Genomic DNA, 13,734 nt, shown 5'->3' with positions numbered 1-13,734 from the left:
CTCTTTGTCCTATGACTATTATCTGTAATACATCCTCTTATTTAAGAAGTATTAGCGGTTACTCTGCCTCTCACTCTTTTTTCTTAATGACAGAGGATAAAAGCTCCACTTGAAATAAGAATTCTATTTATCTACTGGATATATATGAAGGCTCGTCTTACTTTATGTATCTTCTTTTTTGAAAAATGTACACATCTTTTAAAAAATATCCTAATCTAAATAACCTAGTGAAATGCCTAGAAACTATCTAAATCTGTACTAAAAAAAGGTCCCTTTACTCCCTTAAGGAGAAAGCAACCTTTTTATAGGTAAAATTTAATTTTTACATTCAAAGCTTGCACAATCAGTGATTTCATTGCTTGTTGCTAAGCCTTCACCATGTTTAATGATTTTGATACGATTTAGTGTACAATATTTCTCAGTACCATTATTATATTTGCATTCTGTTACCAAACATTCAATACTCATATTCATCTTGATCCACTCCTTTTTAACCTATAGTTAGTGTGTAACGTTTAAGCCGTTTTATACCTTACACTTTCTAAAAAATTAGGCCTTCTTTTTAGAGAGATATTTTTTAAATACATAAGGTGCCCCAGCACTTATCCATAAAAGAACAGTGGCATAACGTAGCATATGAAATAGTTTTTGATCAGGTAATACTTTTTTAAGACCTCCATAAATGAACAAAATGCCTATAATTCCTACTATTATCTTTATTACTTGATAGTTTGTTTTTTGCTTGGGCTCAAAATTAATAAAGTTTTGCTCTATATAAACACCCAGTGTCGTTCCCCATAAAGCTGCTGTTATTTTATACAAATCTCCGTCTATAGGAAGAAGCATAATAAGACATGTAAAAAGACTTACACCTATTACATGCCATCTTGTCATAATAGCCTTTTCCCCTAACAAAACATCTGCTAAATACACACTAATTGCACCAAATAAAAAGGCACCTAAAACATCGATAGGCCAGTGAACACCTAAATAGATGCGCGAAAAGCCTGTTAATATAATAAAGGTAAGGCCTATTACTACCATAGCAGGTGATTTAAAAATAAACATACTTCCTCCCCAGAAGCTAGTCGCTACACCTGTGTGTCCACTGGGAAAAGAATAACTAGTAGCTGTTTCTGCCCGAATAGGCATGACTACACCTGTTTGAAAAGGTCTTGGCATACGTACGCTATTTTTAATCACACCGGTAATACTTGCACCTATTAAGACAAACCAAGCCAAACGTATACTCTTTATTTTATCCACGCACCAATAAAGCAAAGCAATTACCATAATCATAAAGTACTTCTCTGCTAAAATAGTAATGGTCGTTAATAACATGGTTAAAAAATCTGTTCGTATGCTTTCTAAATATTGTAATACTTCTACTTGCCAACTCACATTTTTCCTCCTCTAGCTTCCCTTTATAAACCTATTCCTTCATATTGTATACTTTTGAATTTTGCATTACAATAGATATAATTGAAACTCTGATGAATAGGTGGGATGATCCAATGGATGCTACACATAAAACGTCTTGTACATTATCGGCTTTTAGCTATTTTAAGAAGGCTTTGACCTTATTGAAACAAGGTGAAAATCAGCTTGCTCTTCAATATATAGATTCAGCTATCTTATTTAGCTCTAATTGTCCTTTTTATATCTACCAAAAAATTAAATTTTTAGTTCATATAAATCCCCTCCAGTGTGAAAAATATATCCTTAGCCAACTGAACTTTCTTTATCGCCATGCTTCTCTTTATATTACTTGCCGTAGTCTCCACTACTATGTTAAGCTAGCTCACTCTACACCTGAAGCCTTAGACTCCATTTTATCTCATTTAAAGCTTCCAAATATACTTGGTAAACATTATAGTGCTTTATTAACACAATCAGTAGCTTCTTTAATTCCTTTTATTGAAGAAACCATGGTTCATGATGCATTGGATGAATGCATTGCCTATTGTGACCTTGTCCTAAAAGTACATCCTACTTATGAAGAAATTTATTATTCTAAAGGGACAGCCTATCATCTTCTCTATGATTTACCTAAAGCAGTCAGTTGTTATAAGAAAGCTCTGCAGTTAAATCCCCCTAATGCCATGCTTTGCAATCTAATCGGTCTTGCTCTTATGGAACTAGGTCAGTCAGAGGAAGCTCTTGATTATCTCACTCAAGCTACTGTCTTAAAACCAGACAACTTAGACTATGCACTTCATGTAGCGGAATGCTACTACAGTACTAAAAAATATAAAGAGGCCCAAGTCTACCTAGAAGATGTTCGTAAAAGGTTTCCTGAAAGTCTTCAAACAGTTTTTTCCCTCTCTCATACCTACCGTATTCAAAACCGTAAATTTTTATCTAACCATTATAACCGAAAAATCCGTAAACAACTCAAAAAACAAAAATTAATAAGTAAAATGAAGTCTTCATAACGAATCTATAAAATCATTTTTTATATCAAAAAAGCTAGCATAATGACTACACATTATACTAGCTTTTTAAGTAGTGGGAGGAAAAGGATTCGAACCTTTGAAGCTATCGCAACAGATTTACAGTCTGCCCCCTTTGGCCACTCGGGAATCCTCCCATATAGGTTGTACTACAAAGCGCGAGACGGGACTCGAACCCGCGACCCTCTCCTTGGCAAGGAGATGCTCTACCAACTGAGCCACTCGCGCATAGAGTACTTTTATAGTATACCTTTACTATTGTCTAACGTCAAGGATTTTTTTACATTTTTTATCCTTTCTCCCTACTCCTTATTCAAGCATCCCTACTGATATTGTAGCTCCGCCTCTCTCTTTAGGCATACTATTCATAGGGTTATCTGGGCCCATTGATTCATTTGCTCCTCGTTTAAGGAAAGGAATGACAAAGAGTAGAACAACTACAAAGATAAGTTCTACCCATATATACCATTTTTTATTCCAACCTTCTTTTGCCGTCATAATTAAAAAGAAAGGAATAATCAATATCCCAATTCCTACCCCTATTAAAATAGAAGGTAGTATACTTAAATTAAAATTCAAAAAAGTAACAACTGTTACCCCTATAAGCGGCAATAAACCTAAACTAATCCCTAATATTGCCTTACCAATATGCTTTTTTTGCTTTATCTCACCTTTCATTTAAATGCCTCCTCCATTTTTTATATCTTCTACTTTATCAATAAACTTTGTTAAAATCTCTTCCCACATCTGTAGCTGTATGTGCATCTGAACCTAGAACAAGCTTCACATGATGATGCTTTAGCAAATCTAATAAGTAACTTGAAGGGTAGGAAGTTCTACAAAGAGGCTTCCTAAAACCAGCCGTATTATAGTCTACTTCATATCCTCTTGTCTTTATCTCCTTTACAATTTTATCTAATAATTTATGATTTTTGTAGGTATAAGGATACCGTAATTGAAAAATTTTTACTAAAGTCGGATGACCTATTCGTCTTGGTTTATACTCACCTAAATTTGCCTTAATGGATTTTAACAGTGTTTCAAAATAAAGATCATATACCTTATCAATTCCTCCACATTTAGTAATGATTTCACCAAACTTATTAGGACTCCAATCTACGCATACATATTCCTCACCTAACTTAAGAAAGTGCACAGACAAAATACTATCCTCTATTTCCCCACCATATTGCTCTAAAAGCTTCTTTGTTTCCTCTTCAAGACCTTCTATGTAATCTACTTCAAAGCCTTTATAAATTTTTATCTTTTTTTTATACTTCTCTTTTAACTGCTCAATTTCATTTAAATAGGGTTTAACTTGCTCTAGACTTATGGCTGCATCTTGAGGTAAATCAAATTTTTGTAAAGTGTTTGGTAGCGGCATATGTTCTGTAAAAGTCATTTCTCTTAGTCCAAGTTCAATGGCCTTCTTTACATAAAGCTCCATTGCATCGGCTGTTCCATGTGGACAATAAGGTGAATGGATATGTCCATCTCTGAGCTTTCTATTCTTTAACACATTAATCCCTCCCTTTGACTGCAAGAGTCCTACTTTTATTATAACCTTTTTCTACCTGTATTTATAGTTAAATTTTTGAAGTTTATAAAACATTTAGTATTTATTTACAATGATTTTCAAGAATGTTCTTATATAATTTCAAACACCTTATATAGGTAAATAAATAAGCATAGACTAAGAGGTGATAATACTGTACCTATAACTACAATTTGCCCTGCCAACTCTCCATCTGCCCCTGCTTCCTGTGCCATAATAAATGAGTTAACAGCTGTAGGTGCAGCAAATGCAGCTAATAAAGCTACCATTTCATAAGCATTAAAAGACATTTGCATAAAAATAGGTAAAACAATAGCTGGCACAACAAATAACTTACCTATAACCCCTATTAAGATAGGCTTGATATTTTTTCTTGTTCCTTTTAACTCAAATTGCGCACCCAACATCATCAATGAAAGAGGTGTAGCAACTCCTGCTAGATCTTTCAAACTTTTCTCAATAGCTATTGGGAAATGAACATGCAACAAACTTACAGTAATGGCTAAAAGAGATGCAATAATAAGTGGATTATGAATAATCGCCTTTCCCACTTGAAGTAAAGATGTTTTTTTACTATTTGTAAAAAGTTCTAATACAAACACAGCTGCAAAATTAAAAATAGGAATGACTATAGCAATAAGAGTAGACGCCACACCTGTGCCTTGATTACCAAATATATTCTCTACCATGGGAATCCCAAAAAGTACAAAGTTAGACCGAAATATAGCTTGAATAAGTACACCTTTACGAGTATCTTCTTTTACGATTCTTATAATAATACTGCTAGCAACTAAAATAACTGAAAGAATTCCTATCACAGTAGTTAGTAATAGTTTAGTATTTAAAATAGCATACATGTCTGTTTGATAAATGTTGTTAAATAATAAAATCGGTAAAAATATACGAAAGCATATTTTATTTGTTTTTAAAACAAATGCTTTATCCCATATTTTAAACTGGGTTAATCCATACCCTAACACAATCATTAAAAATAGGGGGATAATAACATTAATAGCAAACATTAAGTTATTCATCTAAATTCTCCTTTTGTTCATGTCATAAATCTATTCTAGCAAAATTACTGTCGCATCACGAGAATAAATCCATTAAACCTTCTATTTATTTGATTGAGAAGATATAAAAAGGACCTTTGCAAGTCTCAATACTGCTTAATCCACCTGTAGAGCTTTAACTACTCTACTAGCTAGCAAATTGAGTTCTTTGCAAAAGTCCTCCTACTTTATGCGAGTTCTAATGCTACTTCCATCATTTTCGTGAAAGTGTTTTGTCTTTCTTCTGCTGTTGTTTCTTCCCCTGTAATCAGGTTATCTGAAATGGTTACCATAGCAAGGGCATTTACACCTGCTGCTGCTGCTTCCATATAAAGTGCCGCTGCTTCCATTTCTACAGCCAAGACATTCATCTTAGACCACTTCTCTGTTACAGTTGGATCTGCATTATAGAAAATATCAGAAGAAAGAATATTTCCTACACGATAGTCTGCTCCATGTGATTTAGCTGCTGCCACTGCTTTTTCTAATAATTCATAGCTTGCAATGGGTGCATAAGTACCTGGTAAATTAAATTGACTTGCAAAATTAGAATTTGTACAAGCCCCCATCCCAAATACAATATGACGTAATGGTAAATCCTCACGCATGCTTCCTGCTGAGCCAATACGGATAAGATTTTTGCAGCCATAGAAGTGAATCAGCTCATGTGCATAAATTCCAATAGAGGGCATCCCCATACCTGTCCCTTGTACAGAAACTTTTTTACCTTTATAAGTTCCTGTATAACCAAACATATTCCTAACGGTATTATACTCTTTAACATCTTCTAAAAAGTTATCTGCAATAAATTTGGCACGTAAAGGGTCACCTGGTAAAAGTATTGTTTCTGCAATATCTCCTGGTTTTGCTGCATTATGTGGTGTTGCCATATTTGTTCCTCCTAGAAAAATAATTAAAAGCCTTTATGTATAGAATGTCCTATTTTTATTCTGTTATGAATTAAAAGCCTTATTTCTTTATATTATATCATATTTTCCTAAGAATTACCTAAAACTTTTAAGCTATTTTCTATTTATATTCCCATAACAAGCCTTGCATATTTTAATAGCATCCTTCCCTGGACCCTTTTGCCATACTAACTTTACGCGAGGTCTATTGCAAACTGGACATGTACCTCTCCAATTAACAATTCCTTTAATGGCTTTACCTCTTTTTGATTTCCCCATGCTTTTATCCCCCTTTTAAAAATATATTCTTTACAATCTATTTAAAACCTGTCCACTTTATGACAAATTTTAAAAAATAGTTATAAAGTCCTTCTTATTACTAATATCTATAGAGTAATTAGAAAGATGGAGGATAGCATGTTTAATCTAAAACCTTATAATCGTAAAAATGCTTTACGTTATGCCCATGCTTGGAGTTATTTTCGTAATCCTAATTATATGGACTTTTCTCTTTTAGGAGGAGATTGTACGAACTTTATTTCTCAGTGCCTCTATGCAGGTTGTGAAATCATGAATCCCACACCTGTTTATGGCTGGTATTATTGGTCGCCTTCTCAGCGTACAGCTTCTTGGACGGGTGTGAAATTTCTTCATAAATTCTTAACACAAAATGAAGGCATCGGTCCCTTTGGTAAAGAAGTTACCATAGATGAAGTTCTACCTGGAGATATTATTCAACTAGCTAATGCTGAAAACACCTTTTATCATTCCCTTCTTATTGTTGCTGTTTTAGGGTCCCCTTCTCCTTCTAACCTTCTTATTGCCACTCATACTCTCGACTCTGATTATCGCCCATTAGCTACCTATGACTATTTCTTTGCACGCTTTATCCATATTGAAGGTATTCGTACACCTTAACCTCAAAAAAGCTGGCTCATAAACAGAGCCAGCCTTTTATTAAGGTACTAATTGATTATCTATAGTCGTATTTTGTGGTTCTTGATTTAATTTGAAGTATGCTGATAAAATATCTTTTGCTAATTGTGTATTATAGGTTCCCAGGCCATCTGCTACATACATATTCGTCACAACGGCAATTTGAGGATTATCATAAGGAGCAAATCCTACAAAAAAAGCATTTTCTGTATTATTTTTTTGGACCGTTCCTGTTTTGGCACCAATCTCAATAGGATAATCTGTAAAGTGAGTACGTGCAGTTCCCTCTCTTCCTTTAGCTACATTGTACATGCCTTGATAAACTGCCTCTAAATGTTCTTTTTTAAAATGAAGTGTATTATAAATTTTAGGTGTAGTCGCTTCATAAGCGCCTGTTTCTTTGTTATCAAATATGCCATTTACAACTCTTAAATCGTAAACCTCCTCACCATTGGCTAGACCCGCTATATAACGTGCCATTTGCACAGGGGTAAAAGCATTTTGACCTTGACCTATGGCTGTACGAACTGTAATGCCTGTATTCCATGTCATATCAATATTTTCAAATAAATAAGCAAGTAAAATATCCATAAGGGATTCCTTTACTTTAGCCACTAATCGCTCATTGGCATCAAAAGTACCTGCTTCAATTTCCTGTAAGCGTCTTTCCATTTCCTCCACATACTGCTTTTCATTTTCCTTGTTTTGATTACGTCTTATAGCGTTGCTATAGACCTTATAATAAGCGTCTTCTACCGTTTCCTTTGGCAAATTATTGATGCTTTTTGTAATTAATTTATTTGTAGAAGAAGACACCATAGCAAGAAGCTTTTCATTTAAATAAATTTGAGATTTGCTTTTTAGAGAACTATCTGAAGTATCATTTAATACTTGCTCAATGAGCTGATTCGTAATTCCCTGGCTATCTTTACCTATCTCTTTTTGAAAGTCCTCCAACATCTTCTCCCATATCACTTCAATATTATCACTTAATACTTCTTGAAGTGCACTATCAATGAATAACTTCATCTCATATTGTGTAAGATAATCAATTCTTCCCTCTATATCTGTTGCTTTAGAACTTCCATAAGGATAAAAGCCTTTCTCTAAAGCATTTCCAATACGCTCACGAAGCTCTTTTTTACGCTCATCACTTGTATCTTTAATAATATTAATAGCCCTTGCCATATTCGTCTTTACAATACTACTCGGATGAGAAATGTTCGGTGCCATTTCCTCTAATTCAATCCCTGTTTTTTGATCCAAGCCAAACATTAAAGCATATTTGGTTAATGCATCAATACCACCATAGATGTCACTACTTTTAAGGCCTAAACGGTAAGCTACATCATAGAAATAAAAGTTACAGGAAACTTCTAAAGCTCGTTTTAAATCCACCAAGCCATGTCCATGTCCACTATTAGTTTGAATCCAACATTTTGGGTAAGGCGTACCTGCTTTTGTATAAATACCCGTATCATTTATTTGAGTATTAGCAGTAATAACTCCTTCTTCTAGTCCTGCAAGAGCCACTATCATTTTAAATGTAGAGCCTGGTGCATCAGCTGCTCGAAGGGCTCTATTGGTAAGTAAATGTCTTTTATCTAACTCATCTTGTAACTGCGTATAGTAGCTATTAAAGTTATTAGTCATCTCATTACTATCATAAGACGGATAACCTACAAGGGTTAATACTTCTCCCGTCTTAACATCTACTACTACTGCTGATGCGCTAAAAGGATCCACACAGAGCTGGTCTGGCTTTAAATCACCTGATTCTAATTCTTGAATTAAGATACTTTCCAGGCTTGGATAGGCATTATTCCATATTTTTTCAACTAAATTCTCATCTAGCTTTAAGCTTCCTTGCTCCGATAAAGCAAGTAAAAGTTCTCTATTAGTGATCACTGACTGATCTGCTTCTAATAAGGTTACAAAATGTTCTTTAAGTGTTGGGATTTTAACTTCTACCTCTTCTCCCTCTTCATTTACAGTGGTCTTTGGCAAACTCTTTATTGTTTCATCATAGCTTGCCTTTATTTTTTCATAAAGCTGCCTTTGCATATGCTCTTTAGGTGCTTTTTCCATGGTTTTTAGATTAAGCTGATTGGTTCGAACCATAGAAACCAGAATTTCTCGTCCTGTTAAAGGCTGCACATTACGCATGCCTCCTTTAATACGCTGAACAATGGCTTCGCTTAAACGTTTTTCAATAGCTTGGTAGGCAGAGAGTTGCAAATCTGCATCAATTGTTAGAAAGACATTGTTTCCCTGTACTGCATCTGTTTTATCCAGTGTAAATACTTTCCGTCCAACATTATCTACTTCAATAAGTTCTATACCCTTTTGACCTTTTAACTCTTCCTCCATACTAAGTTCTATACCCATTTGTCCAATGATATCATCTTTATCATAGCCTTTTTCCTTCATACTTTCATACTGATTGGCTGTGATGGCACGTGTATAGCCTAGTACATTTCCAAATTCTTTCCCATAAGGATAATAGCGTTTAGCATCTACTTCTGCTAAAATACTTGGATATTCATTTTGGTTTTCATCAATTGTTGCTAAGGTTTTCTCTGAAATGTTTTCTGCTAAAATTACTTTTTTATACTTTTGATAACTGTATTGATACATTTCTACACGAAGAGCCATAATCTTGCGTGCATCCTCATTGCTAATAGCTGGATCAATTTGAAAAACATCCTCTCCCCTCAAATAATGAAAGAGCTCCTCTGCACTTAAAGCCGCTAACTCATCACGATGTTCTATTCCATTATATGGCAAATAATTCGTAATAAATGACCTTACAGCTGTTTCACTTTCTGTAAAGCTAAAAGGCTCTGTCTTAGAAAGAGGAATCATGTCCTTATATGTATCCCCATTCTTTTCAAGGAGCTGTATTACCTTGAGTAAAAGGGCATTGAGATCTTTTTTCTTCATCACAGCTTGTTGATCTATTTTAAGTACATAGACAGGTTTATTAATCGCTAATGGTTTACCATAACGGTCATAAATCATGCCACGTGTTGAAGGAATTTCTACCGTACGTTCTACACTTGCTCTTAAGTCTCCTGCATATTTATCATGATCTAGAATTTGTAATTTATAAAATTTCAAAAAAAGCACAGCAAACATAGCTCCTATTACAACCGCCATAAATAGGATTCTATCTTGCAGTATCTTAAATCCCTTTTGATTAATTTTTTTTAGTGTCATTATTTTTCTCTTATTTCCTTTTATCTTTTTACTTATTATCCCCATAGTTTATTGATAAAATGTGCAAAAAATTACTTTTCCATCCTAAACTACTTAATATCCATTTTCTCCTTATTATTCTATATGAAACGTCTTCTATCTACAAGTTTTTTTAAAAGGAAATTCTATTAAATACTTCTCATTTCCCTGTTGCAATAATGGCCTCTATAATATCCATATATTCGATGCAGTATTTCTCATATACCTTTGCTACAGCAGCCTGAAATTTTGCCTTTTCTTCTGCTGATAAAACTGTAACCTGCGTACCATTTGCAATAGCAATTTTTTCGGATTGCTTTTCTCTTTCTACCCACAGTTTTCTTTCATATAAAGCAGATTCCTTGGCGCATTCACGGATAATTTTTTGATCTTCTAGCGAAAGTTTATCCCATGTTGCTTTCGCACATAACTGCAATTCTGGTACACGCGTATGTTCATCTATTGTATAATATTTAGCCACTTCATAATGATCCATGGATTCATAGGACGGCCAGTTATTCTCTGCACCATCAATACTCCTTTGTTGCAAACCTGAATAAACATCACTATAATCAAGTGGTACTGCTGTTGCGCCTAATGCTTCTACCATGTGTGCCATTACTTCTGATTCTTGTACACGGATTTTTAATCCCTTTATATCCTCTAATGAAGTAATTGGCCTTACAGAGTTATAAAAGTTTCGAGCACCGGCATCATACCAAGAGAGCCCTACCATATCAAACGCTTCTGCAGCATCCAAAAAATCTTCCCCAATCTCACCATCTAGTACTTCCCACATATGCTTGGAGTTCCTATACAAATAGGGCATTTGTAATACATTAAATAGCTGAACCACCTCTGCTAATTGAGATAAAGAAATACGTGCAAAATCAATTCCACCAAACTGAAGCTGTTTAATAACATCTTTTTCATAGCCTAAAGCACTTTCAGCTTGTACAATAATTTTTATGCGCCCCTCTGTTCTTTCTTCTACTAGTTCTGCAAACTTATAGGCTCCTAACGTAGTAGGATAATCCTCTGGTTGATTCTCTGCATAGAAAAACACAAATTCAGGTGCTTTAACTCCTGCTTGTTTTTTTCCAACACAACTTACAAATAATCCAACTATAGAAAGACATACTATTAGTCTTATTATTCCCTTTTTCATCTAATCACCTTGCCACTTTCTGAATGATTGAGCTTCTATTATTTTCCTAAAGCTAGGATGCGGTATTCACTTGGAGTAACTCCTTCTCTTCGTTTAAATACTTTAGCAAAATAATTGGAATCCCTATACCCCACCTTATCACTAATTTCCTTTACATTAATTGTCACATCAACTAGTAATTGCTTCGCTTTCTCTATTCTGAATTCAGAAAGATAAGTGGTAAAGCTTTTTTCAAAGCATTGTTTAAATAGCTTACAGAAATAGGCATCCGAATAATTCATTGCTCTTGCAACATCTTGTAGGGAAATATCTTCTGTATAGTGATTTTGAATAAAATCAAGAATCTTTTCTTGTACTATATTCATACGAATACATTCTATTTTTTCACCTTCTGTTACAAAAGCTTCATTGGCCACAGCTATTTCTGAAACACCATCTTCCTTCTGTGCATCAGCCAATCGCATACCTTCCTCTACTACAGCTATAAGTTCTTCTTCCGAACTTGGTTTTAATAAATAATCCAGTGCCCTTACGGTAATTGCTTTTTTTGCATATGTAAAATAATCAAAGGCTGTTAAAAAAATAATGCTACACTCTTTGTCATATCGCCTTATTTGCTCTGCTGCCTCCAAGCCATTGATACCAGGCATTTCAACGTCCAAAATCACAATTTGGCATCTTTGCTCCTGACATTTCTCAATAGCTTCCCTTCCGTTTACTGCTTGAATAATTTCTAGTTGATCTTGAAAATACTTGTGAAGCGTCCTACTTACCACTACCCTTTCTATTGGTTCATCATCTGCAATTAATACGCGATACATCTTATTCCTCCTGCTCTCTATATGGAATTTTTACTCGTACAGCTGTTCCTTTATTTTTCTTACTAAAAACTTCCACTTCCCCATCTTGGTACATACCATGTACCCTTTTATAAATATTCCCTAAGCCAATCCCAATCCGTTCAGTAGCACCTTCTTTAAAGGCACTCCTTAGCTTTTCTAATTCCTCTTGAGTCATTCCCACACCAGTATCCACAACAGTAATCATCACATAGTATCCTTGCCGCCAAATACGTATACTCACCTTTCCTCCCTCTTCTTTTTTAGATAATCCGTGTATAACAGCATTTTCTATTAAGGGTTGAAAAGAAAAAGTGGGGACTTTTACTTTATCTGTATCTAATTTACATTGTATTTCATAACGAATACGACTGCCAAAGCGCATTTGTTGCAAATACATATAATCTCTTGCAATCTTAAGTTCTTGTGCTAGCACTACTTCAGCCTCTGGAGTTTTTAAATTATAACGAAACAAAGAACTTAGCGCCTTTGTCATCTTTTCAGTTATTTTTGCTTCCTCTAAATTTGCCATACCACCTATTACATTCAATGTATTAAATAAAAAATGAGGATTGATTTGATTCTTTAATAGCTCTAAATTTGTAGCTTCTAGACGCTTTTCTACCTCTAGTTTTTCTAGCTCTTCTTTATGGAGTAAATGAAGCATTTCTCTTTTTTCTTCTAGCGCCATAATATACTGCCCTGTCGCATATTTCATTTTATTAAAAGCTGTTACTAATTCTCCCATTTCATCCTTGTTTTCAACCTTTACATCTTCTACAAAGAAATCATTTGTGGCAATCCTCTTGGATGCACTTACTAAATTGACAATGGGCAAAATAATTGTTTTATTCATCAGGCGTGCTAAACTAATAATTCCCCAAAGTAATAAAACACCAAAAATGAAAACTACTATAGGAACCCTTCTTAAATTAGGTATCTTTTTAATATAGGTTTCCGTTCCTTCTTCAAGGGTATAGCGCATAAGTGCTCTTGCATAATCCTGTAAAAAGCTCTGCATATTATAAACTTTATATAGTTCTTGAATATAACCTGGATTTTCTTCATCCATTTTTAAGAGAAGATCTCTTTTCTCCTCATAGACTGTGTAGCTATTTCGGATAGACCATGTTTTTGCATACCGATAAGCTCCTATAGATGAGTCATAAGGTAGTCTTGAAATAGCTAAACGCGTTTCTTTATAGGCTTCTTCTAATTTTTCTAGGTTCTCATCCATGGGGTTTTTTACATAGACTTCAAAGCAATTACTTTCATTTTCTATTGCTTCCATAAAATCATTACTTCTTGCATTATCTTCTAAAATAACCCTAAAATCATTTAAAGAAAAGTTTACTACCCAAACATCAAACATTACTGATAATAAAATAATAAGAAATACAACACCTGTAAAAAAACTAATTTTTTTCTTAATGGTTAAAGACAGCCATGTATCATGCCACTTATATCTCCAAGTCTTTTTTTTCATGTACTTCTTCCTTCCGTAAATACTCTTATTAATTATAACATATTTCAGTACTTTTTCACAAAAAAAATAAAGCTGTAAGTACATGTTATGTAAATACAAC

The 13,734-nt window shown here is 34.1% G+C and carries 13 protein-coding genes and 2 tRNA genes; 2 read left to right on the top strand and 13 right to left on the bottom strand.

The window, feature by feature from the left end; genetic code table 11:
• Positions 1-315: 315 nt before the first annotated feature.
• Both CS063_RS13925 and CS063_RS13920 read right to left on the bottom strand, forming a co-directional pair.
• Positions 316-474 (bottom strand): DUF1540 domain-containing protein, encoded by a 159-nt coding sequence (locus CS063_RS13925; protein WP_308415520.1) that lies wholly within the window; start codon positions 472-474, stop codon positions 316-318.
• A 75-nt stretch (positions 475-549) separates the two neighbouring features.
• Positions 550-1,401, bottom strand: coding sequence for a phosphatase PAP2 family protein (locus CS063_RS13920; protein ID WP_099450307.1), 852 nt, complete (start codon positions 1,399-1,401; stop codon positions 550-552).
• Positions 1,402-1,514: 113 nt separating this feature from the next.
• Between CS063_RS13920 and CS063_RS13915 the strand changes: the two genes are divergently transcribed.
• Positions 1,515-2,435 (top strand): tetratricopeptide repeat protein, encoded by a 921-nt coding sequence (locus CS063_RS13915; RefSeq protein ID WP_180270804.1) that lies wholly within the window; start codon positions 1,515-1,517, stop codon positions 2,433-2,435.
• A gap of 74 nt (positions 2,436-2,509) precedes the next feature.
• Here the strand turns inward: CS063_RS13915 and CS063_RS13910 are convergent.
• The 7 genes from CS063_RS13910 to CS063_RS17700 form a co-directional block, all read right to left on the bottom strand.
• Positions 2,510-2,590, bottom strand: a tRNA-Tyr gene (locus tag CS063_RS13910).
• Between the two features lie 18 nt (positions 2,591-2,608).
• A tRNA-Gly gene (locus tag CS063_RS13905) sits at positions 2,609-2,681 on the bottom strand.
• 81 nt (positions 2,682-2,762) lie between these two features.
• Positions 2,763-3,131 (bottom strand): hypothetical protein, encoded by a 369-nt coding sequence (locus tag CS063_RS13900; RefSeq protein ID WP_099450305.1) that lies wholly within the window; start codon positions 3,129-3,131, stop codon positions 2,763-2,765.
• A gap of 37 nt (positions 3,132-3,168) precedes the next feature.
• Positions 3,169-3,972: a histidinol-phosphatase HisJ gene (gene hisJ, locus CS063_RS13895; RefSeq protein WP_099450304.1), complete on the bottom strand. Its 804-nt coding sequence runs from the start codon at positions 3,970-3,972 to the stop codon at positions 3,169-3,171.
• A 128-nt stretch (positions 3,973-4,100) separates the two neighbouring features.
• Entirely contained in the window at positions 4,101-5,042 is a 942-nt protein-coding gene (locus CS063_RS13890; RefSeq protein ID WP_099450303.1) for an AEC family transporter, read from the bottom strand.
• Positions 5,043-5,248: 206 nt separating this feature from the next.
• Entirely contained in the window at positions 5,249-5,950 is a 702-nt protein-coding gene (deoD, locus tag CS063_RS13885; protein ID WP_099450302.1) for a purine-nucleoside phosphorylase, read from the bottom strand.
• Between the two features lie 132 nt (positions 5,951-6,082).
• A complete protein-coding gene (locus CS063_RS17700) occupies positions 6,083-6,247 on the bottom strand; it encodes a hypothetical protein (protein ID WP_180270803.1) in 165 nt (54 codons plus the stop codon).
• Positions 6,248-6,385: 138 nt separating this feature from the next.
• Between CS063_RS17700 and CS063_RS13880 the strand changes: the two genes are divergently transcribed.
• Positions 6,386-6,886 carry an amidase domain-containing protein gene (locus tag CS063_RS13880; RefSeq protein ID WP_308415519.1) on the top strand — a complete coding sequence of 167 codons (501 nt, stop codon included), beginning with the start codon at positions 6,386-6,388 and terminating at the stop codon, positions 6,884-6,886.
• A 39-nt stretch (positions 6,887-6,925) separates the two neighbouring features.
• Here the strand turns inward: CS063_RS13880 and CS063_RS13875 are convergent, their stop codons facing one another.
• From CS063_RS13875 to CS063_RS13860, 4 genes are all read right to left on the bottom strand, one after another.
• Positions 6,926-10,123: a penicillin-binding transpeptidase domain-containing protein gene (locus CS063_RS13875; RefSeq protein ID WP_180270802.1), complete on the bottom strand. Its 3,198-nt coding sequence runs from the start codon at positions 10,121-10,123 to the stop codon at positions 6,926-6,928.
• Positions 10,124-10,301: 178 nt separating this feature from the next.
• A complete protein-coding gene (locus CS063_RS13870) occupies positions 10,302-11,309 on the bottom strand; it encodes a TRAP transporter substrate-binding protein (RefSeq protein ID WP_099450299.1) in 1,008 nt (335 codons plus the stop codon).
• A 38-nt stretch (positions 11,310-11,347) separates the two neighbouring features.
• Positions 11,348-12,130: a response regulator transcription factor gene (locus CS063_RS13865; RefSeq protein ID WP_099450298.1), complete on the bottom strand. Its 783-nt coding sequence runs from the start codon at positions 12,128-12,130 to the stop codon at positions 11,348-11,350.
• Position 12,131: 1 nt separating this feature from the next.
• Positions 12,132-13,634 (bottom strand): sensor histidine kinase, encoded by a 1,503-nt coding sequence (locus CS063_RS13860; protein WP_099450297.1) that lies wholly within the window; start codon positions 13,632-13,634, stop codon positions 12,132-12,134.
• Positions 13,635-13,734: the final 100 nt, after the last annotated feature.

It is taken from the genome of Sporanaerobium hydrogeniformans (assembly GCF_002735925.1).
Classification (GTDB): domain Bacteria; phylum Bacillota; class Clostridia; order Lachnospirales; family Cellulosilyticaceae; genus Sporanaerobium; species Sporanaerobium hydrogeniformans.
Note: the sequence above shows the minus strand (reverse complement) of the source record. Positions and strands in the feature narration are given on the sequence as shown.